This is a genomic window from Ruegeria sp. CI1, from assembly GCF_056536925.1.
Genome location: NZ_JBQFQP010000009.1, coordinates 18,370 through 43,026 on the forward strand (window position 1 = coordinate 18,370; position 24,657 = coordinate 43,026).

Genomic DNA, 24,657 nt, shown 5'->3' on the forward strand with positions numbered 1-24,657 from the left:
AGATCAGATCTTGGCGATGTCTGCACGGGTCAGACCGATGTCATCCAGCTGGGCGTCGGACAGTTTCGTCAGTTCCCGGCGGGTCTTACGGGTTTCGTTCCATTCGACGATGGTGTTTTTAACGTCGATCAGTGCGTCCACTACGTGGAGAACGGTGACTGCTCCGAGCGGCGCATGGATGTTTGCGGTGGTTGCCATTTGCGCGATCCTTCTAAGTGAAACAGCCGATCCTTCATCGGTTGTGATCCCCATCTAGGATCATGGATCGAGATTCACAAATGCCCGCTCGTCAGCCCCGAATTGCATTTTGTGCATATCTTTGACGCGCGTGCCATGACGGTTGCGCCCGATCGCCGACCGGCCCATATACTGCGGGCAAGAGATACGGAGGCATTCATGGCAGACAGCGACTTTCCCGGCTGGCACGGAACCACGATCATCGGCGTCAAGAAGGGCGGCGAAATCGTCGTTGCGGGGGACGGTCAGGTCAGCCTTGGGCAGACCGTGATCAAGGGCACCGCGCGCAAGGTGCGGCGGCTGAGCCCGGGCGGATTCGAGATTGTCGCTGGCTTTGCCGGGTCGACGGCGGATGCGTTCACGTTGCTGGAACGACTGGAGGCCAAGCTGGAGGCGACGCCGGGCCAGCTGGCGCGCGCCTCGGTCGAGCTGGCCAAGGACTGGCGCACCGACAAGTACCTGCAAAAGCTTGAGGCGATGCTGATCGTCACTGATGGCAAGGATCTGTTCGTGATCACCGGGGCCGGGGATGTTCTGGAGCCCGAGCATGACGTGGCCGCGATCGGGTCGGGCGGCAATTTCGCGCTGGCGGCTGCACGCGCGATGATGGACAGCGACAAGACAGCCGAGCAGGTCGCGCGCGAAGCGATGGCGATCGCCGCCGATATCTGCGTTTACACCAACGGCAATCTGACGGTCGAGACGATCTCGAAATAGGTGCTCAGGCCAGCAGCGCCTTGACGTCCTTGGTTTTCCATTGGCGGTACATGCCGATAAGGCCCAGCCCGGCGGCGACGATCACGATGTAGTAGGGCAGGCGGATATCGATGCTCATCAAACCGCCGCCGATCAGGGACATGACGCCACCGGCCAGACAGAAAACGGCGGTTCCGACGCCCATCACCCAGCCCTGATCGGACTCGCTGACGCTGGAGGACAAAAGCCCCAGGAAGGTCGGATACGACACGCCAAACAGGAAATAGAATCCAAAGACCGGAACATAGACCAGAATGGCGGACGGGATAAAGGCAAAGGCCAGCCCGCAGATCATCATGACCACCAGCGAGGTTCTGACGATGGCGTGCTTGCTGAACCTTTCCTGTGCCGGTTTCACCAGGAAGGTCGAGGAGAAGGCCAGCGCAAAGCCGATGACGACCATCGCCATGCTGCCGCCAAGCACGCCGTATCCGAAGGCGCTGGTCAGGAAATTGTCGACGAAGACGTAAAAGGTCACGTTCGCGATCATGAACAGCGAATAGACCGGCATGAGCTTCAGCAATAACGGGTGTTTTCCGATCGCCAGCAGGCTGTCGGTGATGTCGCGCGGGCGAAACACGAAGGGCGCGCGTTCGGCGCGGGTGTCCTTGAAGAAGGCAAGAACCAGAAAAATGGCGATCAGCACCAGAACGAAAGCGCCGTAAAACGGTGTCTTGAAAGTTGCAGCGCCGCCCAGAAGCGCCTTGTCGGACAGGATCGCACCGATGATCGGACCACCGACGAGGCCAAAGCTGACACCGGTCACGATATAGCCCATGTTGCGGTCACGGTCGGCGGCATCGGTGCTGCCGTCGATCATCGCGGCCTGCGCGATGGGCTGGTTTCCGGCGGTGAAGCCGGTGACACTGCGGCCGATGATCAGCAACAGCAGGCTGTTGAGATAAAGCGACAGGATGGTCAGGGCATAACCCAGCAATGCGCCGCCAAGACAGATGAGCAGCGCATTCTTGCGCCCGATGGAATCGGACACCTTGGAGACGTAGACAACACCAAGAAACCACGCGAGAAAGAAGCACCCGATGACGAGGCCGTAATAGAAATGGCGGCTGCCGGTGGGGGTGTCATGAGGCAGGAAGCTTGATGTCGGTTCCATGATCATCGAGTTGATGATCGGGAAGACAAGGCCCTGACCGATGAGATCGACAAACACAACAAACAACAAGGTAATCTTGGCAATGGTTGACATGCTGCCCCTCCGGTCTGAAGCCCTGATGGGCAGTGTAGCAGCACCGGTTGGTTTCACCTAGCGGTCAGGCCTGGCCGTTGCATGTGGCGGTGAATGGCCCGCAAAGATGCCGCCCGGCAAAGGGTCAACCATCCAGTTCGGAAAGCAGGCGCCTAAGCGCTGCCAAAGCTTGTTGTCGGGAATCCAGGCCCATCCGGCTGCGATCAACGGTAAAGTCGTAACCCTTGCCTTCGTGATGGAGGACATTCGAATTCGGTTCGTCAAGTTCGTGGAGCCCCCGCACTGCGTATATGCGTATGGGATGGCGAAAGCCCTTGACCGTGATCGGCTCGCGCTCTTCGACAGGCAGCCAATCTTTCACAAGGGAATAGGTTTCCGCGGCCAGCAGTATCCCGCCCGGATCGGCCTCGGCTTCCAGCCTTGCGGCCAGATTCACCTCGTATCCGATGATCGTGTGGTCCATTCGGTCGTCAGAGCCGAAATTGCCCACGGTGCAATATCCGGTATTGATGCCCATGCGGGCCTGAAATGGCCGGTCGATCAGGCCCCGTCGATGCCAGCCGGCCTGCAATTCAGCCAATCGGCGCTGCATGGCAATGGCCATTCTGACACAGGCCGATGCGTCCTCTTTGGCCCCGCGGCTTTCCGGATCGCCAAAATAGAACATCATTGCGTCGCCGATAAACTTGTCAAAATAGGCCCCGTGATCCTGCGCAACCAAGGACATCTCGGACAGGTATTCATTCAACAGGGCGGTCAGCTCTTCGGCTTCCAGCTGGTCGGTGATTTCGGAAAAATCGGCAATGTCGGAAAAGAAGATTGTCAGTTTCTTGCGGCGGGATTCGAGCACGACCTGTTGCCCTCCGTCCAGTATCGACTGGTAGAGCTGCGGCGGCATGTATTTGGAAAGCTGGCTCGACAGGTGTTGCAGCGCGGCGTTGGCCTGCTGCATCCGGTTCACCAGATGGGTGTTTTCGACGGCGATATTTGCCTGTGCGACAAAGGTTTGCAGTATGTCGAACTGCTGGGTCGTGAGCCCGCCTGTCGTCAGCCGAAGAACGGCCAGAGCACCGACTGTCGTGTCGCCCTGGGCAATCGGCATCATCGTGACGGCGCGATAGCCGGAGGCCAGAAAGTTGCCCGCACCCATCGGAAACATGTCCTGCGCATCGGCGACGTCGGCAATGTCGATGGCCTTGCCGTTCAGGATCACGTGGCCGTGGATTGTTTCGGGATGAAGCGGCGCCGGAAAGCGGCCGCGCCATGCCTCGACCCCCGCCTGATCGGGGCCGGCGATTGCAGCCGCTTTGACTTCGTTGCCGTCGCGAAGTGCGATGCTGATGGTGGCATCGGGAAAAAGTTTCAGACCGGCGCGGACTATGGCGTTGAAAACGGGCTGCGTATCGGTCGGCGAGCGGCTGATCACGTCAAGGATTTCCGACGTGGCGGCCTGACGATCAAGAGCGTCCTTCAGCTTTTTGTTCAGCGTGTCGTCTGCGAGGTCTGGCTTGATCAGGTTCTGCCTGTCGCCTTTGGAGTTGTCTGATGTCTCATGCCGCGGCATCGCGCCCCCCAGAATGAACACGGATCGAGTTTCAACCAGTGTATACGAGCATCGGGGGATTTCCCAATTTTCGGGAATGCGCGGCGACATCGCGGGCCGCATCAACCGGTATTCGTTGCCCGCCAAACGTTGAAGCAGCCAGGTATTCTGGTGCTGTCGGGCCGAATATTGTCCATTTCAGAACCGAAACCGGGCTTGGGCAAACTGACCGTTCCTGATTGACACCCATCATTCACGGAACAAGGCCGCGAGACGGGCAGAGCGCCGGGCCAGGACACTGTCGCACGCGGTGACGAGGACCAGCCTGCGCTGAAGCGTTGCTGGTGCCTTGAGCGTTTTCACTTCGGGGATGCGGTAGCGTTCCACGTCCGGAACGGGAAGCAGGGTAAAGCCAAGCCCGGCCGAAACACATTCCATGATGGCTTCGAGGTTATCCAGAACGATTGTCCTTGCATCGGTGGGACGCTTTTGTTCCAGCATGGCTTTGGCAATCAGCTTTCCGATCCCGGTATCGGGCATGAAGTGGAAGAAAGCGCTGTCGGACAAGAGACCGGGAAGCCCGTCTGCAAGCAGTGAGCCGTGGGCGGCAAAGACAAAGGGCTCTTGCCGCAGGACGTGTGATGACAACTGGTCGGGAAGCCCGTCGGCATCGGTTATGACGGCGGCATCCAACTGGCCCGAGACAACCTTGCCCTGCAATGTGGCAGACAACCCGGTTTCGAAATCGAACGCGGCGCGCGGTACGTCCCGATTGGCCATCCGCAGAAACCCCGGCAGCAATCGGACGGCTGCCGTGGTGACAAACCCGAGCCGGAACCGACCAACCAGATCGTCGCTGGGACGGCAGATTTCGATCAGCTTCTCTTCGTGCCGCAGGAGGGGCGTTGCTTCTTCGACGATGGCGCGGCCGATCGGGGTCAGGCGCGGCGGTCTTACCGAACGGTCGAACAGATCCACGCCCAGCGCCTCTTCCAGAGCTTTCATCTGCATGGAAAGGGCGGACAGCGTCATGCCGAGTTGTTCCGCTGCTTCGCTGAAGGAGCGAACCTGCGAGATCCTGGTTAGGCTTCTGAGGGATCGTGTGTGCATTATTTCAATATTCTTGTATTACTAGTCCACTTTTATACGATAGGAATGAAATAAAAGGTCTGTTAGATTGAGGCAATCACATTTCCGTGAACTTGATGCTCGTAGGAGCCGTTTCGATGACCCACCCGCTTGTTGCAACCGCCAGAGAACTGGCTTCGGAATTTGAACGCCGCGCGTCCCATTGGGACAGGACGCGCAGCTATTGCTGGAGCAACGTCTCGGCCCTGTCGGATGCCGGAATCATGGGCATGACGATCCCGACGGAACTGGGCGGCCAGGGCGCGAGTTTCCTTGACGTGGTCGAGGTGGTCGAGGAAATCGCGAAGGCCTGCACGCTGACGGCGCGCGTGGTGGTCGAGGCCAACATGGGCGGCATAAGCGCCGTCATGGCCTATGGTTCCGAAGAGCAGAAAGCGTTCTGCGCCCGGCATGTTCTGGCGGGCGACAAGCCGGCGATCTGCATCACGGAACCCGAAGCCGGCAGTGCGGCAACCGAGATGCGGACAACCGCGCAAAAACGTGGAGACACCTATGTTCTGAACGGGCGAAAGCACTGGATCACGGGCGGCGGCGTGTCGAAGCTTCACCTGATCTTTGCGCGCGTTCTGGATGAAGGCGGCGAGTATCTGGGTATTGGCGGGTTCATCGTGTTTGCCGATCCGATCAAAGCGGACCTGCCGAGGGGATTCCAGATCGTCGGTCGCGAACACACGCTTGGACTTTGCGGGATGCCCGAGGCAGAGTTGCGGTTTGACGATCTTGAGGTGCACGAAAAGTGGCTGTTGAAACCGCCCTCTGGTCTAAGGCGCGGGTTTTCGGATCTCATGAATGCCTATAATTCGCAAAGGGTCGGCGCCGGGACCATCGCGATGGGCGTTGCTGCTGGCGCCTTGGGTCGCGCAAAGCAATACCTTTTGCAGCGGGAGCAGTTCGGCCGCCCATTGGCCGAGTTCCAGGGGTTGCAATGGATGGTGGCCGACATGGATACGCAGATCCATGCCGCACGTCTTTTGCTGCATGACGCCGCGCGTTCCTGCGGCCCGGACGGGAACGGGTTTCCCGATATGGCAAAAGCGGCGCGGGCAAAACTTTTTGCCACGGAAATGGCAATCAAGGTGGTCAACGACGCGCTTCAGATGTTTGGCGCGCGGGGGTACAGCGACAGGGAGCCGTTGGAACGGATGTACCGGGATGTTCGCATGTTCACGATCGGTGGCGGAACCGCACAAATCCTGCGCAACCAGATCGCCAGCTCGGCCTTGGGCATCAAGTGCCCGCAAACCCGCGACGGATATCAAAGCGCAGGCATCACAGCTCAGGGTTTTGCCGCAGAATAGGTCGGCGGATTTTGACGCGTGGTTCACCCGGTATTCGTTGCCTGAAAGAAGTTAAGGCGGGCCGGTATGTTGACGCTGTCTGGGCCCTCGAAGGCGCGAAAATTCTCAAGCACCTGTGCCTGAATGACCTGAATGTCCTTTGGGCCGCCGTTGTATTTCTTCAGTATCCGGGCAGCGGGACCAATGTTGGAGGCCAGCGCGGCCACCTGCGCCACCGATCCCGGATAAGCCAATGTGATCTCGGCAACCTCGCCCGTTGCGTCCTCGAAACCCGCGCGTTTCAGGATGTCGAGCACGTGACCGATGTCCTGAAATCCAAGCGGCCCCGGTGCGTTCGGAACGGATGGATCGGGCGGGCCAAGCTGGCTGATCGCGGCCTGGCACGGGGCCTGAAACCAGGGGTTGTCTTTCATCGGTGCCCAGGCCGCGACCACCATCCGGCCACCTTTGCGCAGATGGGCGCGGATATTGGCGAAGGCCGATACCGGGTCGGAAAAGAACATGACCCCGAACCGGGACGTCACGATATCGAATGGCGCGCCGGGGATCGTATCGGATTGCGCATCCAGCAGGCTGTATTGCGATTTTACAGCTGTTCCACCCGCCTTGGATTTTGCGTGGGCCAGCAGCGGTTCGGAGATGTCCAGCGCCGTGATGGCGCCGCCGGGGGCGAGATGTCGCGAAAATGCTCTGGCGGTTGCGCCGGTTCCACAACCGATGTCGAGCGCACGTTCACCCGGTTTCGGACGCAGGCGGTGGATGAGTTCCCGGTTCACGTTGTCAAACACGGCGTCCAGTTCTTCTTCGAACCTTATCCATTTCAGGCCCGAAGCCGAGCTCCAGTAAACTGCCTGTTCCTTGTTGTCAGCCATCACGCACCTCAAACCCTGCACCTGAGCCAACATAACACAGGTTCGTTTTGCGTGAGCCGCCAATGAAAAGGGGCCGGGCCAAGGCCCGACCCCCCCAGGGCGTCATGATGTGAGTGGCGGCGCCCTTAGTGGATCGCGGCAACGCCCAGAGGAACACCGGCGACTTCGCACCAGATGTAGACCTCGTTGAACTTGGAGACATCCAAGGTCGGCGGCACGGCATAGCGCTGTTTGCCCGTGAGCTTGAGCAGCGCGCCCAGCTTGGTGTCGGGGTCGTAGTGACCGTCCTTGCCGAAGGCCACGCGCGGATCGGGGCCGCCATCAAGCGAGAAATCGCGACCCAGTTCGACGATATAGCGGTCGTCCTGCTTGATCAGTTTCACCGAACCGGATGTTTCGTGGTTGGAGCGGCCTTCGAACTTGCCCTTTGCTTCGGCGGCCAGGGCGGAGGTCGGGGCGGCAACGGTCAGTGCCACGCCGGATGCGGCGGCGGCCATAAGCAGTGAGCGGCGATTCATCATTGGATATTGTCTCCCTTGGTTTCTAGCAGGCTGATATTGCCTTGAGCGCAAATTGGATATTTCGTCGGCGGATGTAAGGGGCGGTCACCATTCGGTGAAAACCGGTGTTTTTCCGTGATCTGTTCGTGATCGGCTTGCGTTTCCGCGCCTCATGCTTAGGTTCCGGGGCGCAACAACCGGATTGAGAGCAGATGACCGACCTGACCCCGCGCGAGATTGTTTCGGAGCTTGACCGTTTCATCATCGGACAGAAGGACGCCAAGCGCGCCGTGGCGGTGGCGCTGCGCAGCCGCTGGCGGCGCAAGCAGTTGCCCGATGACCTGCGGGAAGAAGTGTATCCAAAGAACATCCTGATGATCGGACCCACCGGTGTTGGCAAGACCGAGATCAGCCGCCGACTGGCCAAGCTGGCGCGCGCGCCCTTCATCAAGGTCGAGGCGACCAAGTTCACCGAAGTGGGATATGTCGGCCGCGACGTGGAACAGATCGTGCGCGATCTGGCCGATGCCGCCATCCTGCAGACCCGCGAGCACATGCGCGAGGACGTCAAGGCCAGCGCCCACAAGGCCGCCGAAGAGCGGGTGATCTCGGCGATTACGGGCGAGGATGCGCGCGAGGGCACCCGCGAGATGTTCCGCAAGAAGCTGAAGGCCGGAGAGCTGGACGACACGGTGATCGAGCTTGAAGTCGCGGATCATTCAAACCCGATGCCGATGTTCGACATTCCCGGCCAGCCGGGCAGCCAGATGGGCATGATGAACCTGGGCGACATTTTCGGCAAAGCCTTTGGCGGCCGCACCACCAAGCGGCGCATGACCGTGGCCGAAAGTTACGAGGTGCTGATCGGGGAAGAGGCCGACAAGCTGCTGGATGACGAGGCGGTGACCCGCGCCGCGCTGGAGGCGGTCGAGCAGAACGGGATCGTGTTTCTGGATGAGATCGACAAGGTCTGCGCCCGCACGGATGTGCGCGGCGGCGATGTCAGCCGCGAGGGCGTGCAGCGCGATCTGCTGCCGTTGATCGAGGGTACCACGGTGTCGACCAAGCACGGCCCGGTCAAGACCGACCATATCCTGTTCATCGCCAGCGGTGCGTTTCACATCGCCAAGCCGTCGGACCTGTTGCCGGAACTGCAGGGCCGCCTGCCGATCCGGGTGGAGTTGCGGGCGCTGACCGAGGAGGATTTCGTGCGAATCCTGACCGAAACCGACAATGCACTGACCCGCCAGTACACCGCGCTGATGGGCACCGAGGAGGTCGATGTGTCTTTCACAGAGGATGGTATCGCGGCACTTGCCCGGATTGCGGCGGAGGTCAACCAGAGCGTCGAGAACATCGGCGCGCGGCGGCTTTACACGGTGATGGAGCGGGTGTTCGAGGAGCTGTCCTTTGCTGCGCCGGATCAGGCGGGAACGCAGGTCACCGTGGATGCGGAATTTGTTCAGAAGAATCTTGGCGAGTTGACCAAGTCGACCGATCTGAGCCGTTACGTCCTTTGATGCCGCAATGGGGGGCGCTGCCCCTCTTGCCCTGCGGGCAATTCACCCCGGGGTATTGAAGACCAGAAAGAAGCGCGACCCGGGGCGGGGGATGGACGTCGGTCATTTTTCGGCTAGCGTGGCGCGCAAGATTCGGGAAAGTGAGTCCTGTGCGGCGGCTGGCGATTTATCTGATAGTTCTGACCCTGTCGGCCTGTTCGGACCGAACCGTTTCGGTCATTGCGCCGGATGCGGTGGAGATCGGGGCGCCGCGCACCGTTTTCGCGACCTCGACACGGGCGCGGGAAAGAAACGGAACCTATGGGTTTCGCAGGGCCGAGCGGTTGCAATATCTGGAAATGACGGTGACGGTGCCCCCGTCACACAAGCCGGGGCAATTGGTTTATTCCTATGACGAGCCTGACGCGAGCACGCAATTCGTGCTGGCTGGCCTTGAAGAACTGGGCTCGCCCGCCGAGTTGGGCAGGCGCATCCTTGAAAAGCGGAATGGACCCGGCAGGGATGTGACCATTTTCGTGCACGGCTATAACGCCACCCAGACCGAAACGGCGTTTCGGGCGGCGCAGCTGGCGGAAGATATCGGGATGCCCGGATCGCTGCTGATCTATTCCTGGCCCAGCCGGGCAAGCGCGTTCGGATACGCCTATGACATCGACAGCATGCTGTTTGCGCGCGACGGTCTGGAAGAGACCATTCGCCAGCTCGACGCGCAAGGCGTCGGCAAGATCGGTATCGTCGCGCATTCGATGGGATCGGCATTGACGATGGAGATGATGCGACAGGCGGAGCTGAAGGAGCCGGGATGGGCGGCGCGCACGCTTGACGGTGTTGTCCTGATCTCTCCGGATCTGGATGTGGATGTGTTCAAATCGCAGATGGACCGGATACCCAACCCACCCAAACCGTTTGTGGTGATGGTGTCCAAGAAGGACAAGGCGCTGAACATCTCGGCGCGTCTGCGCGGCACCAACGACAGCAAGCGATTGGGCAATCTGGCGTCGGTCGATCAGCTGGCAGATTATCCGGTCGACATCATCGACACGACGGCCTTTAGCGACGATGCGGAGTCGTCTCATTTCGTGGCGGCGACCTCTCCGGCGCTGATATCCATCCTGAGTTCCGCGCGCCGGTTGAGCGATACGTTCGGTCCCGAGGAGGCAACGATCGGGTTCCTGACCCCGGCGGGAAAACGGCGGCGGGGGCAAGCGACAGAGACTGTCCTGGCCCCGGTGGATGACGGCGGATGAAACTTTCGTCGCTGTCAGGCTATCTTGCCGAGAATGCGCGGTGGCTGGCAGCCGGGGTTTTGCTGACCTTTCTGTCGAGTTTCGGGCAGACCTTTTTCATTTCGATCTTTGCCGGCGAGATCCGGGCCGAATTCGGCTTGAGCCACGGGCAATGGGGCGGGATCTATTCGCTGGGGACCATGGTGTCGGCGGCGGTCATGGTCTGGGCGGGGTCGCTGACGGATGTCTTTCGGGTGCGCGTATTGGGACCGGCGGTTCTGGCCGGGCTGGCCATGGCGGCGGTGGCAATGGCGCTGAATCCGGTGGCTGCGCTGTTGCCGGTGGTGATCTTTCTGCTGCGCCTTTTCGGGCAGGGGATGAGCAGCCATATCGCCATGGTCGCCATGGCGCGCTGGTTCACCACGACGCGAGGCCGGGCGATGGCCATTGCCACCACCGGGTTCGCGGTTGGCGAGGCGCTGTTGCCGCTGCTTTTTGTGGCGCTTATGGCGGTGATCGACTGGCGGTTCCTGTGGCTGGGCGCCGCGCTGGTTGCGCTGATGGGGGCGCCGATCCTGATCCGGCTGCTGGCGCAGGAGCGCACGCCGCAGAGCATGTCGGACAGCTATTCCGCCGCCGGGATGGAGGATCGTCACTGGACCCGGCGCGAGGCGCTGACGCATCCGCTGTTCTGGTTCATGGTTCCGGCGCTTTTGGGGCCGGGAGCGTTTGTTACGGCGTTCTTTTTCCACCAGGTGTACCTGGCCGAGATCAAGGGGTGGCTGCATATCGAGCTGGTGGCGCTGTTTCCCTTTTACACCGGGCTGTCACTGTTTTCGATGTTCGGGGCGGGTTGGGCGCTGGACAAATGGGGCACGGCGCGAATGATGCCCTTTTATCAGCTGCCAATGGCGCTGGCCTTTCTGATCCTTGCATCTGCCCAGAGCATTGGCGGGGCGTTGGTGGGCTTGTTCTTTCTGGCGCTGACGACGGGCGCGAATACCACGCTGCCGGGCGCGTTCTGGGCCGAGTTTTACGGCACCCGCCACATTGGTTCGATCAAGGCGGTGGCGGCGGCGGTGATGGTGCTGGGGTCGGCCATCGGACCGGGCGTGACCGGGGCGCTGATCGACCTTGGCATCGGGCTTGAGACGCAGTTTGTCGGGATCGCCGCCTATTTCGTCTTTGTCTGCGTCATCACCTGGGTCGGCATTCACCGCGCGGTGCGTTCGTTTTAGCGGCTACGGCGCAAATACACGTAGTAGGCGCCATCACCACCGTGGCTGATATGGGCCGGTGTTACCTGCATGACGGCCTGCGCCAGCGGCGGCAGTCGCAGCCATTGCGGCACCTGGTTGCGCAACACGCCGCGCGGCGTGGGAATGGGGCCGGGCTCATCCCGGTCCTTGCCTTTGCCGGTAATCACCAGCACCAGCCGCTTGCCCGACGCCTGAGCGCCGAGAATGAACCGGACCAGTGCCGGATGGGCGGCGTCGACGCGCATGCCATGCAGATCAAGGCGGCCCTCGGGCTTGAGCTTGCCACGCTTCATTCGGGCGAATGCCTTACGGTCCATCTGCAGCGGCGCGGCAGCCAGATCCTCGGTGATCGTAGGTTTCAGCGCGTGCCGCTGTGGTTTTGGCGTGGCGAACTGGCCCAGGTCGAAGGGTTCGACCCGCGCCGGGAGCGGTTTTGCGGGTTTCGGTTTGGGCAGGGTCCGGGGGTGGACCGAGTGCGGTATTTCGGGGTGCAGACGCTCTGTCTTTTTTGCGACCCTGCGCCAGAGCTCAATCTCTTCTGCCGTCAGTTTGCGCCGGGTCATCAGAAATCGTCCGGTAGCAGGGCATAGGCGCGCTGGATTGGCAGCAGAACCACCATCCGGCCCGGATCCTTGAGAGTACCGGCAGCCTTGCCAGCCTCGTCACCGGTGCCAAAGAAGATGTCCGCCCGCTGCGCGCCCTTGATGGCCGAGCCGGTATCCTGCGCAATCATGAGGCGGCGGATCGGGTCCTTGCCGTCCTTTTCCAGCCAGACGGGCGAACCCAGCGGTGTAAAGGCGGGATCGGCGGCAATGGTGCGCATCGCGGTGACCGACCGGTTCATCGCGCCGAGCGGGCCAAGGTGCGGCGCGACACGGTTCAGCTTGCGGAAAAACACATAAGACGGGTTGTGATACAGTAACTCGATGCCTTCAGCCGGGTTCTTTCTGACCCAGCTCTTGATCATCTGCGCGCTGACCTGATGAGCAGCAAAGATGCCGCGCTTTACCAGTTCCATTCCGATGGAGCGGTACGGGTGCCCGTTTGCGCCGCCATAGCCAATCCGCAGCGAGTTGCCATCGGGCAGGCGGATGCGGCCGGACCCCTGAATTTGCAGAAAGAACAGCTCGACCGGGTCATCGACCCATGCGATTTCCAGCCCGCGCCCTTCGAGGGCGCCGCTGGTCAAAAGCTCTCGGCGGCTGAGCCACGGAGAGGTTTCGCGCGCCTCGGGGGGCATCCGGTAGATCGGATAGCGGAACCTGTCGGTTCGGTGCAGCGAGCCGTCGAGTTCGGGTTCGAAATAGCCGGTGAACAGCGCGTCCTTACCGTCCCGGATCAGGATCGGGCGAAAGAACAATTCGAAGAAGGACCGCGCCGCATCGCCCTGATGCATCTGTGCAATCGAACACAGGGCCTGCCAGTCTGGATCGCCCAGATCCTCGCAAGTGTTGAGAAACACGGACAGGGCGGCGGCGTGATCGTCCTGCGCCCAGCCGTCAAGATCGTCGAAGGACAGGACGTCATATGTCGGCTCGGCCCCGGCACCGCTGGCCGCGGTCATGAGGGCACCCGCCAGAACAAATGACCGGAGGCCGGCAATCATGCGTCCGTGGCGACCAGCATCCAGTTCGGGTCGTCGCTGCCCATCACGCGGGCAAAGGTCCAGCTGTCCTTTTGCCGCTTGACGGTATTCGGGCTGCCTTCGACGATGTCACCGCCCTTGTCGCGCACGACCGAGGTCAGTTCGCCGACAAAGCGCATGGTGATTTCGGCGCGGTTGCTGTCCTTGTCGAATTTCGCATCCGACAGCGTGGTTTCGCGGACACCCACGAATTCGGCCTCGATCGTCAGGCCCTTGTCTTCGCGGTCGGCCACCACCGAGACGAAGGTGTCGAACACCTCTTCCGACAGGAAGGGCTGAATCTCGTCGAGATTGCCGCGCTCGAACCCCATGACGATCAGTTCGTAAGCGCCGCGCGCGCCCTGAACGAATTCGCTGACCGAAAACGAAGGTTCGACCCGTTTCATCGCTGCCAGTTGTTCCGCCTCTGGGCTGTCTTCGGGGACATGGTCGATGATGTCCTGATCAGGGCCGCCTTCGATCACTTCGAAATCACGGCGCGACTTGCCCGCAGGTTGGCGCGGCACAGGCGGTTTTTCAAAGCCTTCCCGCGTGCCCAGAACACTTCTGAGTCGCAAGATCAGGAAAACGGCGATGCCGGCCAGCACCAGAAGCTGGATCAGGGGTGAATTCATTTTGTCCTCATTTCGGAACAGAGACTTTGTGCACAGGGCCTTAAACCACTATGTAGGGGACACATGGCGGCAAGTCCACCACCCGCCATGTGGGAAAGGACGTGACAAATGTATCTGTTTTTGGTCTTTTTGCTGGTGCCAATCATCGAGATCGCCCTTTTTATCAAAGTCGGCGGTTGGATCGGGCTGTGGCCGACGCTGGCAATCGTGGTGCTGACGGCGATTATAGGTACCGCCCTTATCCGAGCACAGGGTCAGGAAATGATGGTACGCGCGCAAAACGCCTTTACGACAATGTCCGACCCAACAGAACCGATCATGCATGGGATCATGATCATCATCGCGGGCGCATTCCTGATGACGCCGGGGTTTTTTACTGATGCCATTGGTATTGCGCTGTTGATCCCGCCGGTCAGATCTTTGGTTTTCAACTATCTGCGCAAAGTCACTCAACCCTCACGAATACACCCTCAATCCCGGACGCATTTTCGTTCGAGAGGCGCGCGTTTCAATCGAGAAGACATAATTGACGGAGAGTTTACCGAGGTTCACCCACAAAACACCGCAAATGACCCAATTTCGCAGATTCGAGACAGCCGGCGGCATTGAGTCGATAACGGTTACTTGATAAGCAGCGGTGATCAAAAAAACCGGAGTACTTCAATGACCGAGAACAGTGCCGAGGGCGGCCAGCCCGAAGGCGTACAAGCCCCGCAAACCCCTCAGGTCCAGATGCGCGTTCTGGGACAGTTCATTCGCGACATGTCCTTTGAAAACGTGATGGCACAAAAGGGCGTGTCAGGCGAAGTGCAGCCCGAGATCCAGGTGCAGGTCAATCTGGATGCCAAGAAACGGCAGGCCGACCATCAGTACGAAGTGTCGATCAAGCTGAAGTTGACCTCGAAGGTCAAGGCGATGGACGAGGTTCTGTTCCTGTTCGAGATCGACTATTGTGGTCTGTTCCATGTCGAAGGCGTGCCGGAGGATCAGATGCATCCGTTCCTGCTGATTGAATGCCCGCGCATGCTGTTCCCGTTCCTGCGCCGGATTGTCAGCGACGTGACCCGCGACGGTGGTTATCCGCCGGTGAACCTCGACAATATCGACTTTGTGCAGCTTTATCGCAACGAGTTGCTGCGTCGCCAGGCCCAGGCGCAAAAGGCCGACGCCTGAGTTCGGATTGTGCGCCTGGCCTGCCGGTCAGGCGCGTTTCCACAGGGCGTTCTCGCCCAGTTTTTCCAGAAATGCCTCGTGGGCCTGTTGCTCGGCCTCGGTGATCCGTCCAGGCAGAGGGGTTGGACGGGCCGTCGGACGCCATGCCTCGGCATCGCCTGCGCGTGGGCCATTTGTGCCTGTGGCGGACAGGCCGAAATCGGGCTGCCGCCCGCCGATCAGTTCCAGATAAACCTCGGCCAGGATTTCCGAGTCAAGCAGCGCGCCGTGCAGGATTCGGTTCGAATTGTCAATATTGAACCGGCGGCACAGCGCATCCAGCGAGGCGGGCGAGCCGGGAAACCGTCGGCGGGCGATGGCGAGCGTATCAATGGCCTGCTCCCACGGGATGTGCGGCAGCCCTATCCAGCCCAGTTCGGCGTTGAGAAACTTCATGTCGAAGGCGGCGTTGTGGATCACCAGCTTTGCATCACCCACGAAATCGCGAAACCCTTGGCCAACCTTGGAAAAGATTGGCTTGTCGCGAAGCGTGATCTGCCCGGGTTCGGGGTTCTGCGGCGGTTCCAGAAGGTCGGGGCCGATGCCGTGAACGCCGAACGCCTCGGCAGGCATGGACCGTTCTGGATTGATATAGACGTGATAAGTCTCGCCGGTAGCGACGTGGTTCCACAACTCGATGGCACCGATTTCGACGATCCGGTCACCGCTTTCGGGATCGAACCCGGTGGTTTCGGTATCGAGTACAATTTCACGCATCTGCCAGCCCCGCCCGTATCTGCCTGACGACATCCTGCACCTGAGCGCGCGCGTGGTCCAGTGTGTCGGTGACGATGACGAAATCGGATCGCGCGCATTTTTCGTCATTGGGCATCTGTTTCATCCGTATCTGTTCGAATTGCGCCTCGGTCATGGTGCCGCGCTCCATTACCCGCTGTTTCTGCACCTCGGGCGGGACCGAGACGCAGGCCACGGCGTCCATCGCCGCGTCACCACCAGTTTCAAAAAGCAGGGGGATGTCGAAGACAACGATATCGGCCGTTGCCTGCGCGCGAAACTCTGACCGGTCGGTGGCCACGAAGGGGTGGACGATCTGTTCGATGATCTTCAGCGCGTCGGGGTTTTCGCCGATGATCCGTTTCAGGGCGGCTCGGCTGACTGCGCCGTTTTCGATGGCGTCGGGAAAGGCCCGGCGCATGGGTTCGACAGCCGCCCCGCCAGACGCATAGAGCCGGTGCACGGCTGCATCCGCATCCCACAGGGCACAGCCCTCGTCCGTGAACATCTGGGCCGTGGTGCTTTTGCCCATGCCGATGGAGCCGGTGAGGCCTAGCGCAAAACTCATGCCAGCGCCGCCGCCCGGGTGGCGGCATCGACCTGAGGCCGTTTTCCGAACCACTGTTCAAATCCGGGAACCGCCTGATGCAACAGCATGCCAAGCCCGTCGACAGTGGCGCACCCGGCCTGTTCCGCCGCTTCGAGCAAACGGGTTTTGAGCGGCGCATAGACGAGGTCGGTCACCAATGTACCGGGCCGCAGCCCATCCAGCGGCACGAGCAGGTCCGGTTGGCCGACCATGCCGAGCGACGTGGTGTTCACCACCAGCCCCGCGCCACCGATCACGTCACCGGACCTGTTCCAGTCTGTCACGCTAACGCGGTCACCGAAATCGGCTTGCAACTGTTCGGCACGGGCGCGGGTGCGGTTGGTAAGGATGAGTTGCGGTACTCCGGCCCCGAGCAAGGCCGATATGACCGCGCGGGCGGCCCCGCCAGCACCAAAGACAACCGCCGGGCCGCTTTCCGGGTTCCAATCCGGTGCACCGGCACGCAGGTTCGCCATGAAACCATAACCGTCGGTGTTGTCAGCATGAATGGTGCCATCCGCTTGAAAGACAAGCGTGTTTGCCGCGCCGATCTGGCGGGCGCGGTCGGTTACGTGATCGGCGATCCGCAACGCGGCCTCTTTATGCGGGACGGTCACGTTGGCGCCCACGAACCCGGCCTTGGGCAGGGTGCGCAACACCTGTTCCAGATCTTCCGGCGCCACGTCCATCGGGATGTAGTGACCGGGCAATCCGTAGGTTTTTAGCCAATGACAGTGCAATTTCGGCGAGCGGGAATGCGCGATGGGGTGTCCGATCACACCAGCCAGAGGTATCCGTGTCTTGGTCATCGGTCGATCAGCCCCCGCAAGGTCAGGAAATTGAGCAGCTCCAGCAGGGGCATACCCAAAACGTTAAAATAGTCGCCGTCAATGGCGGTGAAGAGGCGCACGCCTTCTTCTTCGAGTTTGTAGGCTCCGACAGCATGGCGGATGCTGTCCCAGTTCCGGGTTACGTAGCTTTCCAGATAGGCATCGGAACTGTCACGCATCCGCAACCGAACCTGACCGACATGCCGCCAGACCGGTTCGCGGTTCTGATAGATGACGGCGGCCGACAACAGCATGTGCCGCTGACCGCGCATTTCCCTGAGTTGAGCCAGCGCGTCATCGGGGCTTTCGGGCTTGGACAAGAGACGACCTTGGAAATCCAGCACCTGATCGCAGCCCAGAACCATCGCATCGGGGTTTTTGTCGCTGATCTTGCGCGTCTTCATCTCGGCCAGGGCATCGGCGATATCGCGAGGCGAAGCCTGTTCCGCCAGAAGGGCGCGTTTCATGGTATCTTCGTCAACGCGCGGCACATCCGCGATGAATGGCACGCCCGCGTTCCTGAGAAGCTGCGCGCGGATTTGAGAGCCGGAGGCAAGGACGATTGGGATAGTCATGTGGAAAACCCCGTGGGAAAAGCGATGAATTCGTTTGAATGGTTTGTATGGTTTTCCGGTTGACACGCAACCCCGGGATTTCCGGTTAAAAGATCCGGGATTCGCGCATTTTCTATCCAGCCGGGACAAGGATAACTCGGGACATCTGGACAACCGGGATATTCCGGAATTTTACGTGGTTTACCCTCAAGTGGATCACCAGAAGTTTTGCTATAAACATCTGTAATATAAACAAAATTTTTGTCTTTGTACTGAGCCTGTGGAAAACCGGAAAAGGCCCGATCCACTTGGGGAAAACCGTATGGGAAAACAAGTAATCCACGGATTTTCAACCTCCTTCAAAACCATCATCCTTTCTCTTTACATTCTTTTTTATTAGGGAGGGCCAAGCGAGCGGCGAGGACCCTGATGACCGATCTTCTTTACACGCTGTACCCCTGGGCCAAGTCCCTGCACATCATGGCAGTGATTTCCTGGATGGCAGGATTGTTCTATTTGCCACGGCTGTTCGTCTATCACGTGGAACAGGCACAGGACGTGGAAGGGGCACCCAGGATCTTCCTTGAGATGGAAGACAAGCTTTTGCGTGTTATCATGCGACCTGCGATGGTCGTGGCCTGGGTGGCTGGTCTGTTAATGGTGTTCACTCCGGGTGTTGTGGCCTGGGATTGGGCGTGGCCCTGGGCCAAGGGGGCTGCGGTGATCGCGATGACCTGGTTTCACCACTGGCTGATGGCGCGGCACAAGGATTTCGCAGAAGGGCGAAACAGGCTGACCGGGCGGCAGTACCGGATGATGAACGAGGTTCCGACTGTTCTGATGGTGGTGATCGTTCTGGCGGTGATCCTGAAATTCTGAAGCCGGTTTGACTCCGGCCCGGAAGTCACATATCTAGAGCGCAACACGCCCGTCCGGGCGGAGTGTCTTCCTGTTTGAAAATCATATCTGTGCCACGCTGATGGTGGCCAAGGGTCGTATAACCATGACAACCGAATCCCTGAACCTTGCCGATCTCAAGGCCAAGAGCCCCAAAGACCTGTTGTCGATGGCTGAAGAACTTGAGATCGAAAACGCCTCGACCATGCGTAAGGGCGAGATGATGTTCCAGATCCTGCGCGAGCGCGCCGATGAGGGCTGGGTCATCGGTGGCGATGGTGTGCTGGAAGTGCTGCAGGACGGGTTCGGCTTTCTACGCTCGCCCGAAGCGAACTATTTGCCGGGCCCGGACGACATCTATGTCTCTCCCGATATGATCCGCCAATACTCGTTGCGGACAGGTGACACGATCGAGGGAGATATCAAGGCGCCGGACGAAAACGAGCGTTATTTTGCGCTGACCAACGTCACCAAGATCAACTTTGAAGATCCCGACCGGGCAAAGCACAAGATCGCGTTTGACAACCTGACGCCGCTTTACCCCGATGAGCGACTGAAGATGGAGATCGAGGACCCGACGATCAAGGACAAGTCGGCCCGTGTGATCGATCTGGTCGCTCCGATCGGAAAAGGCCAGCGGTCGCTGATCGTGGCGCCGCCGCGGACCGGTAAGACAGTGATCCTGCAGAACATCGCGCATTCCATCGAACGCAATCACCCCGAATGCTATCTGATCGTGCTGCTGATCGACGAACGCCCCGAAGAGGTGACGGACATGCAACGTTCGGTGAAGGGCGAGGTTGTGTCCTCGACCTTTGACGAACCGGCGACGCGCCACGTGGCCGTATCGGAAATGGTGATCGAAAAAGCCAAGCGTTTGGTCGAGCATAAACGAGATGTTGTTATCCTTCTCGACTCTATCACAAGACTTGGTAGAGCTTTTAACACCGTGGTCCCATCCTCGGGTAAGGTTCTGACCGGTGGTGTTGACGCGAATGCGTTGCAACGACCCAAGCGGTTCTTTGGTGCGGCGCGGAATATCGAAGAGGGCGGTTCGCTGACCATCATCGCCACCGCGCTGATCGACACCGGCAGCCGGATGGACGAAGTGATCTTTGAAGAATTCAAGGGTACCGGCAACTCGGAAATCGTTCTGGACCGCAAGATCGCCGACAAGCGTGTGTTCCCGGCCATCGACATCCTCAAGTCGGGTACACGGAAAGAGGACCTGCTGGTCAACAAGGGCGATCTGGCCAAGACCTTTGTGTTGCGCCGTATCCTGAACCCGATGGGCACAACGGATGCGATCGAGTTCCTGTTGTCGAAGTTGAAACAGACCAAGACAAACTCGGACTTCTTCGATTCAATGAACACCTGATCCGGTCTCAGGACAGACGCGAGGCCTTCGAATGGACACGATATTCGCTTTGGCCAGCGCACAGGGTAAGGCCGGGGTGGCGGTCATCCGCCTGTCCGGGCCCTTGGCGCATGACGCGGCGCGGTTGCTGACGGGTGGCGACCTGCCGCCACGCGGAATGCGGACGCGTGTTCTGAATGCTTCGGATGGAGAGCGGCTGGACGAGGGGCTGGTGCTGACCTTTCAGGGGCCGGCCAGCTTTACTGGCGAGGACGTTGTCGAGTTCCAGATCCACGGCAGTACGGCCGCGGTGAATGCGGTGCTGCGTTGCCTTTCAGATATGGAGGGGCTGCGTCTGGCCGAGCCCGGAGAATTCACGCGCCGGGCGCTGGAGAACGGCAAACTGGACTTGTCGCAGGTCGAGGGGCTTGCCGATCTTATCGATGCCGAAACAGAGGCGCAGCGCAAACAGGCGCAGACGGTTCTGGCCGGAGAGCTTGGACAGTTGGCGGAACGCTGGCGACGCAATCTGATCCGGGCGGCGTCGTTGTTGGAAGCAGTGATCGACTTTGCCGACGAAGAGGTGCCGACCGATGTTACGCCTGAAGTGCGGGCGCTTGCATCTGGTGTGATTGCTGATCTGGAAAAAGAGGTTGCGGGCGTCAGAATCGCCGAGCGTATTCGAACCGGGTTCGAGGTGGCGATTGTTGGCCCGCCGAATGCAGGCAAATCCACACTGTTGAACGCACTGGCGGGGCGGGAGGCGGCGATCACCTCGGAATATGCGGGTACGACACGGGATGTGATCGAAGTTCGTATGGACTTGTCGGGTTTACCGGTGACGCTGTTGGACACAGCCGGATTGCGCGAAACAACCGATCACGTGGAAGGTTTGGGAATTGCTCTTGCCCGCCAACGGGCGGATTCGGCGGACTTACGGGTTTTCCTGACCGAGACGGTTGATGGGCTGGGTATTCCGTTTCAGGCCGGTGATATTCACGTCTTGCCCAAGGCGGATGTTCGTGGGGACGAAACAAAGGGCGTTTCGGGGAAAACCGGACAGGGTATCGACCGGCTGATATCCCAGATTTCGTATGTATTAGTAGATCGAACTACCAGTGCTGGTATAGCCACGCGGGAACGGCATCGGGTTGCAATGAAGAAGGCAGCGATAGCGCTGACTGAGGCGTTGGCTATACTGGACTCTGGCCCCGACCTTTATGATATAGCGGCTGAGGAACTGCGTACGGCAATCCGGGCCTTGGAATCACTTGTTGGTAGAATAGATGTCGAGAACTTGCTGGACGAGATTTTTGCAAGTTTCTGCCTTGGAAAGTAGGGAGTGTTTCACGTGAAACATTCACAGTTTGATGTCGCCGTCATCGGCGCTGGTCATGCCGGGACCGAAGCTGCCCATGCCGCGGCGCGGATGGGTGTGCGTACGGCTTTGATCACCTTGTCCGAGACGGATATCGGGGTGATGTCCTGTAACCCGGCGATTGGTGGGTTGGGTAAGGGCCATCTGGTTCGCGAGATCGATGCACTCGACGGTGTTATGGGGCGTGTTGCCGATCAGGCGGGCATTCAATTCCGGCTGCTCAACCGCCGCAAAGGTCCGGCAGTTCAAGGACCGCGCGCTCAGGCGGACCGCGCGTTGTACAGGGCCGCTATGCAGCGTGAGACATCAAGGCAGGAAAACCTTTCGGTCATCACCGGCGAAGCCGTTGATTTTCTGATGGAGCAAGGGCGGGTTAAAGGTGTCATTCTGGCAGATGGATCGGAAATACCTGCGAAATGCGTAATCCTCACGTCTGGCACGTTCCTGCGAGGCATCATTCATATTGGCGATGTTTCGCGCCCTGGTGGCAGGATGGGGGACCGCCCTTCGGTCAAGCTGGCAGAGCGACTGGATTGTTTTGAGCTGCCGTTGGCGCGTTTGAAAACCGGGACACCGCCGCGCCTGGATGGCCGGACGATTGACTGGTCCATCCTTGAGCGCCAGGACGGAGATGATGAACCGACGCTGTTTTCGTTCCTGTCGAAATCGGTAACGGCGCCACAAATCGCCTGTGGGATCACACACACCAACGCGCGGACCCATGAGATCATAGAAAAAAACCTGTCTCGCTCGGCCATGTATGGTGGGCATATCGAGGGTGTCGGCCCAAGATACTGCCCGTCGATCGAGGACAAGATCGTGCGGTTTGCGGACAAGGACTCGCACCAGGTCTTCCTTGAACCCGAAGGGGTAAATGATCACACCATTTACCCGAATGGCATTTCGACATCGTTGCCCGAAGAAGTTCAGGTGGCTTATGTGCGGTCGATAAAAGGCCTTGAGAATGCGGAGATCCTGCAGCCAGGTTATGCCATCGAGTATGATTATGTCGATCCACGGGTTTTGAGCCCGCGTCTTTCCCTTTCACATGTGCAGGGGTTGTACCTTGCCGGGCAGATCAATGGCACCACCGGATACGAAGAGGCCGCTGCACAGGGTTTGGTCGCTGGGTTGAATGCGGCGCTGGAGGTTCGGGGCGAGGAGCCGCTGAATTTCACCCGAGCAAACAGCTATATTGGGGTCATGATAGACGACCTTACTACCCGTGGTGTTGCTGAGCCGTATCGGATGTTCACTTCGCGCGCCGAATTCCGGCTGTCCCTGCGCGCGGACAATGCCGATCAGCGCCTTACGCCGATTGGGATCGCGACGGGATGTGTGGGGGAAACCCGCAGGCTGGCGTTTGAGGATAAGCTGGAGAAGCTGGAAACAACGAAGGGACAGTTGACCGAGACAACCTTTACCCCTCGGGAAATCCGGGGTGCGGGGATCGACGTCAATCAGGACGGCAACCGCCGGGACGGCATGGCGATCCTGGCCTTTCCGAATGTCGGGTTTGACGACCTGTTGCCCTTGATAGGTGGGCTGAGAGATGTACCGGAAGAGATCCGACGGCAGATAGAACGCGATGCGCTTTATGCGAACTATATCGTGCGTCAGCAGCGCGATGTCGAAGCCATGAAGCGGGATGAAGCGCATGAAATTCCGGATGGGTTCGATTATTCTGCGCTGGATGGTCTGTCGAATGAATTGAAACAAAAGCTTGCTGCGGCCCGTCCAGTCAATATTGCCCAAGCCTCTCGGGTCGAAGGGGTGACACCCGCCGCGCTGACGCTGATTTTGGCACGCCTGAGGCGTGATCTGAAAGTTCGCGGCGCATGAACGGGATTACGCCGGAGTTAGCGGACAAGCTGAATGTTTCACGTGAAACAATGGAGCGGTTGGAAATCTTTTCCAACCTGTTGAAACGCTGGAATCCGAAAATCAACCTGGTGTCAAAGAACAGCCTGAGCGAGCTTTGGGACAGGCACATTCTGGATTCAGTGCAGGTCTTTCGTTGCGTCGATGTGCAGGGACATTGGGTGGATCTTGGCAGCGGTGGTGGGTTTCCTGGTATGATTTGTGCGATCTTGGCCAAAGAATCGTCCCCTGAAACAAGGTTTACGTTTGTCGAAAGCGATCAACGCAAATCAGCATTTTTGCGCAATGCAGCGCGTGAATGCGGAGCCAGTTGCACCGTGCTTAGCCGAAGAATCGAAGCGATTGACCCGTTGAACGCAGATATCCTGTCGGCGCGAGCGCTTGCCGACCTAAAAACGCTTTTGTCGTTTTGCAACAGGCATCTGCGGCAAGACGGAACGGCACTGTTACCGAAAGGCGAGAATTGGAAAAAAGAAGTTTCCGACGCCCGCAAAGAATGGAAATTTGAAGCGGAGCCGATTACTAGTATTACTGAGCCTCAGGCAGTTATCCTGAAAATCAAAGGAGTCTCACGTGGTTGATCTGTATCGTCCAGCAGGCCCTCGGATCATTGCGGTAGCAAATCAGAAGGGTGGGGTAGGAAAGACCACAACGGCAATCAATCTGGCAGCAGGTCTGACCGAGATCGGGTGTCGTGTTCTGGTGGTCGACCTTGATCCTCAGGGGAATGCGTCAACGGGGTTGGGCGTCGATAGCCGCGACTGGACCACCTACGATCTGTTGATAGACGAGGCCCCACTGGAAACAGTCATTCAGGAAACGACGATTCAGGGGCTTTATATCGTACCGGCAACGGTGGATCTGAGCTCTGCCGATATCGAGCTGATTTCGAATGAAAAACGCAGTTTTTTGTTACATGACGCCTTGCGGCAGACCGCGATGGATCGGTTCGGGTTCGACTATGTCCTGATCGATTGCCCACCGTCGCTGAACTTGCTGACCGTGAATGCGATGATTGCGGCGAATTCCGTTCTGGTGCCGCTACAGAGCGAATTCTTTGCGCTGGAGGGGTTGTCACAGTTGATGCTGACGATTCGAGAGGTCCGCCAAACTGCGAATCCGGAGCTCAGAATCGAAGGTGTTGTGTTGACCATGTATGACAACCGCAACAACTTGTCCCGCCAAGTGGAAAAGGACGCGCGTGACAATCTGGGGGATATGGTATTTAAAACCAAGATACCCAGAAATGTTCGGGTCAGCGAAGCGCCATCATATGCGCTTCCGGTGTTGCAATATGACTCTGGCTCTCTGGGGGCTATGGCATATCGGCATCTGGCTCGGGAAATGGTGAGCAAACACAAAAAGGTCGCCGCATAGCGAGCAGAGAAGGAGGGTCAG

Annotated in this window: 27 protein-coding genes; 13 read left to right on the forward strand and 14 right to left on the reverse strand. The window is 59.3% G+C overall.

The window, feature by feature from the left end; all coding sequences use genetic code 11:
* Nucleotides 1-3 precede the first annotated feature (3 nt).
* Nucleotides 4-198 (reverse strand): DUF1127 domain-containing protein, encoded by a 195-nt coding sequence (locus ACR0LZ_RS11910; protein WP_480750028.1) that lies wholly within the window; start codon nucleotides 196-198, stop codon nucleotides 4-6.
* Between the two features lie 198 nt (nucleotides 199-396).
* Between ACR0LZ_RS11910 and hslV the strand changes: the two genes are divergently transcribed.
* A complete protein-coding gene (hslV, locus tag ACR0LZ_RS11915) occupies nucleotides 397-954 on the forward strand; it encodes an ATP-dependent protease subunit HslV (RefSeq protein WP_480750029.1) in 558 nt (185 codons plus the stop codon).
* A gap of 4 nt (nucleotides 955-958) precedes the next feature.
* Here the strand turns inward: hslV and ACR0LZ_RS11920 are convergent, their stop codons facing one another.
* From ACR0LZ_RS11920 to ACR0LZ_RS11930, 3 genes are all read right to left on the reverse strand, one after another.
* Nucleotides 959-2,200 carry an MFS transporter gene (locus ACR0LZ_RS11920; protein WP_480750030.1) on the reverse strand — a complete coding sequence of 414 codons (1,242 nt, stop codon included), beginning with the start codon at nucleotides 2,198-2,200 and terminating at the stop codon, nucleotides 959-961.
* A gap of 124 nt (nucleotides 2,201-2,324) precedes the next feature.
* Nucleotides 2,325-3,764 (reverse strand): adenylate/guanylate cyclase domain-containing protein, encoded by a 1,440-nt coding sequence (locus ACR0LZ_RS11925; protein ID WP_480750031.1) that lies wholly within the window; start codon nucleotides 3,762-3,764, stop codon nucleotides 2,325-2,327.
* A 228-nt stretch (nucleotides 3,765-3,992) separates the two neighbouring features.
* Complete coding sequence (locus ACR0LZ_RS11930; protein ID WP_480750032.1) at nucleotides 3,993-4,853, reverse strand: LysR family transcriptional regulator; 861 nt, start codon at nucleotides 4,851-4,853, stop codon at nucleotides 3,993-3,995.
* A 116-nt stretch (nucleotides 4,854-4,969) separates the two neighbouring features.
* Between ACR0LZ_RS11930 and acdA the strand changes: the two genes are divergently transcribed.
* Entirely contained in the window at nucleotides 4,970-6,190 is a 1,221-nt protein-coding gene (gene acdA / locus ACR0LZ_RS11935; RefSeq protein ID WP_480750033.1) for a 3-sulfinopropanoyl-CoA desulfinase, read from the forward strand.
* 23 nt (nucleotides 6,191-6,213) lie between these two features.
* Here acdA and ACR0LZ_RS11940 read toward each other — a convergent pair whose 3' ends face one another.
* Together ACR0LZ_RS11940 and ACR0LZ_RS11945 are read right to left on the reverse strand one after the other, a co-directional pair.
* Nucleotides 6,214-7,062, reverse strand: a complete 849-nt coding sequence (locus tag ACR0LZ_RS11940) for a class I SAM-dependent methyltransferase (protein WP_480750034.1) — start codon at nucleotides 7,060-7,062, stop codon at nucleotides 6,214-6,216.
* A 125-nt stretch (nucleotides 7,063-7,187) separates the two neighbouring features.
* Complete coding sequence (locus ACR0LZ_RS11945) at nucleotides 7,188-7,583, reverse strand: DM13 domain-containing protein (RefSeq protein ID WP_480750035.1); 396 nt, start codon at nucleotides 7,581-7,583, stop codon at nucleotides 7,188-7,190.
* Nucleotides 7,584-7,774: 191 nt separating this feature from the next.
* On the opposite strand from ACR0LZ_RS11945, the gene hslU reads away from it, so the two are divergent.
* From hslU to ACR0LZ_RS11960, 3 genes are all read left to right on the forward strand, one after another.
* Entirely contained in the window at nucleotides 7,775-9,082 is a 1,308-nt protein-coding gene (hslU, locus tag ACR0LZ_RS11950) for an ATP-dependent protease ATPase subunit HslU (RefSeq protein ID WP_480750036.1), read from the forward strand.
* Nucleotides 9,083-9,222: 140 nt separating this feature from the next.
* Nucleotides 9,223-10,329, forward strand: coding sequence for an alpha/beta hydrolase (locus ACR0LZ_RS11955; protein WP_480750037.1), 1,107 nt, complete (start codon nucleotides 9,223-9,225; stop codon nucleotides 10,327-10,329).
* Nucleotides 10,326-11,546, forward strand: coding sequence for an MFS transporter (locus ACR0LZ_RS11960; protein WP_480750038.1), 1,221 nt, complete (start codon nucleotides 10,326-10,328; stop codon nucleotides 11,544-11,546). The genes ACR0LZ_RS11955 and ACR0LZ_RS11960 overlap by 4 nt, the downstream gene beginning before the upstream one ends.
* Here the strand turns inward: ACR0LZ_RS11960 and ACR0LZ_RS11965 are convergent.
* The 3 genes from ACR0LZ_RS11965 to ACR0LZ_RS11975 are packed head-to-tail and all read right to left on the reverse strand — an operon-like array spanning nucleotide 11,543 to nucleotide 13,826.
* Nucleotides 11,543-12,130, reverse strand: a complete 588-nt coding sequence (locus tag ACR0LZ_RS11965) for a Smr/MutS family protein (protein ID WP_480750039.1) — start codon at nucleotides 12,128-12,130, stop codon at nucleotides 11,543-11,545. The two genes, ACR0LZ_RS11960 and ACR0LZ_RS11965, sit on opposite strands and share 4 nt — an antisense overlap.
* The gene (gene mltA, locus ACR0LZ_RS11970; protein ID WP_480750040.1) at nucleotides 12,130-13,173 is read right to left on the reverse strand and encodes a murein transglycosylase A; all 1,044 of its coding nucleotides are present in this window, start codon (nucleotides 13,171-13,173) and stop codon (nucleotides 12,130-12,132) included. Before mltA ends, ACR0LZ_RS11965 begins: the two co-directional genes overlap by 1 nt.
* Nucleotides 13,170-13,826, reverse strand: a complete 657-nt coding sequence (locus ACR0LZ_RS11975; RefSeq protein ID WP_480750041.1) for a Tim44/TimA family putative adaptor protein — start codon at nucleotides 13,824-13,826, stop codon at nucleotides 13,170-13,172. The genes mltA and ACR0LZ_RS11975 overlap by 4 nt, the downstream gene beginning before the upstream one ends.
* A gap of 108 nt (nucleotides 13,827-13,934) precedes the next feature.
* On the opposite strand from ACR0LZ_RS11975, the gene ACR0LZ_RS11980 reads away from it, so the two are divergent.
* Entirely contained in the window at nucleotides 13,935-14,435 is a 501-nt protein-coding gene (locus ACR0LZ_RS11980) for an FxsA family protein (RefSeq protein ID WP_480750042.1), read from the forward strand.
* Between the two features lie 54 nt (nucleotides 14,436-14,489).
* The gene (gene secB / locus ACR0LZ_RS11985; protein ID WP_480750043.1) at nucleotides 14,490-14,999 is read left to right on the forward strand and encodes a protein-export chaperone SecB; all 510 of its coding nucleotides are present in this window, start codon (nucleotides 14,490-14,492) and stop codon (nucleotides 14,997-14,999) included.
* A 27-nt stretch (nucleotides 15,000-15,026) separates the two neighbouring features.
* Here the strand turns inward: secB and dnaQ are convergent, their stop codons facing one another.
* Genes dnaQ through ACR0LZ_RS12010 form a run of 5 tightly spaced genes read right to left on the reverse strand, consistent with a single transcriptional unit; the run spans nucleotide 15,027 to nucleotide 18,099 of the window.
* Nucleotides 15,027-15,755 carry a DNA polymerase III subunit epsilon gene (dnaQ, locus tag ACR0LZ_RS11990; RefSeq protein WP_480750044.1) on the reverse strand — a complete coding sequence of 243 codons (729 nt, stop codon included), beginning with the start codon at nucleotides 15,753-15,755 and terminating at the stop codon, nucleotides 15,027-15,029.
* Nucleotides 15,748-16,341: a dephospho-CoA kinase gene (coaE, locus tag ACR0LZ_RS11995; protein ID WP_480750045.1), complete on the reverse strand. Its 594-nt coding sequence runs from the start codon at nucleotides 16,339-16,341 to the stop codon at nucleotides 15,748-15,750. Before coaE ends, dnaQ begins: the two co-directional genes overlap by 8 nt.
* A complete protein-coding gene (locus tag ACR0LZ_RS12000; protein WP_480750046.1) occupies nucleotides 16,338-17,171 on the reverse strand; it encodes a shikimate dehydrogenase in 834 nt (277 codons plus the stop codon). Before ACR0LZ_RS12000 ends, coaE begins: the two co-directional genes overlap by 4 nt.
* On the reverse strand, nucleotides 17,168-17,767 hold the full coding sequence (locus ACR0LZ_RS12005) for a Maf family protein (protein ID WP_480750047.1): 600 nt from the start codon (nucleotides 17,765-17,767) through the stop codon (nucleotides 17,168-17,170). The genes ACR0LZ_RS12000 and ACR0LZ_RS12005 overlap by 4 nt, the downstream gene beginning before the upstream one ends.
* On the reverse strand, nucleotides 17,764-18,099 hold the full coding sequence (locus ACR0LZ_RS12010) for a hypothetical protein (protein WP_480750048.1): 336 nt from the start codon (nucleotides 18,097-18,099) through the stop codon (nucleotides 17,764-17,766). Before ACR0LZ_RS12010 ends, ACR0LZ_RS12005 begins: the two co-directional genes overlap by 4 nt.
* 76 nt (nucleotides 18,100-18,175) lie before the next feature.
* Between ACR0LZ_RS12010 and hemJ the strand changes: the two genes are divergently transcribed.
* The 6 genes from hemJ to ACR0LZ_RS12040 all read left to right on the forward strand — a co-directional run bounded on the left by hemJ (nucleotide 18,176) and on the right by ACR0LZ_RS12040 (nucleotide 24,636).
* Nucleotides 18,176-18,625 carry a protoporphyrinogen oxidase HemJ gene (hemJ, locus tag ACR0LZ_RS12015; protein WP_480750049.1) on the forward strand — a complete coding sequence of 150 codons (450 nt, stop codon included), beginning with the start codon at nucleotides 18,176-18,178 and terminating at the stop codon, nucleotides 18,623-18,625.
* A gap of 124 nt (nucleotides 18,626-18,749) precedes the next feature.
* A complete protein-coding gene (rho, locus tag ACR0LZ_RS12020) occupies nucleotides 18,750-20,021 on the forward strand; it encodes a transcription termination factor Rho (RefSeq protein WP_480750050.1) in 1,272 nt (423 codons plus the stop codon).
* 31 nt (nucleotides 20,022-20,052) lie between these two features.
* On the forward strand, nucleotides 20,053-21,339 hold the full coding sequence (gene mnmE, locus ACR0LZ_RS12025; RefSeq protein WP_480750051.1) for a tRNA uridine-5-carboxymethylaminomethyl(34) synthesis GTPase MnmE: 1,287 nt from the start codon (nucleotides 20,053-20,055) through the stop codon (nucleotides 21,337-21,339).
* 12 nt (nucleotides 21,340-21,351) lie between these two features.
* Nucleotides 21,352-23,220 carry a tRNA uridine-5-carboxymethylaminomethyl(34) synthesis enzyme MnmG gene (gene mnmG / locus ACR0LZ_RS12030; protein ID WP_480750052.1) on the forward strand — a complete coding sequence of 623 codons (1,869 nt, stop codon included), beginning with the start codon at nucleotides 21,352-21,354 and terminating at the stop codon, nucleotides 23,218-23,220.
* Complete coding sequence (rsmG, locus tag ACR0LZ_RS12035; RefSeq protein ID WP_480750053.1) at nucleotides 23,217-23,840, forward strand: 16S rRNA (guanine(527)-N(7))-methyltransferase RsmG; 624 nt, start codon at nucleotides 23,217-23,219, stop codon at nucleotides 23,838-23,840. The genes mnmG and rsmG overlap by 4 nt, the downstream gene beginning before the upstream one ends.
* Nucleotides 23,833-24,636, forward strand: coding sequence for a ParA family protein (locus tag ACR0LZ_RS12040; protein ID WP_480750054.1), 804 nt, complete (start codon nucleotides 23,833-23,835; stop codon nucleotides 24,634-24,636). Before rsmG ends, ACR0LZ_RS12040 begins: the two co-directional genes overlap by 8 nt.
* Nucleotides 24,637-24,657 lie beyond the last annotated feature (21 nt).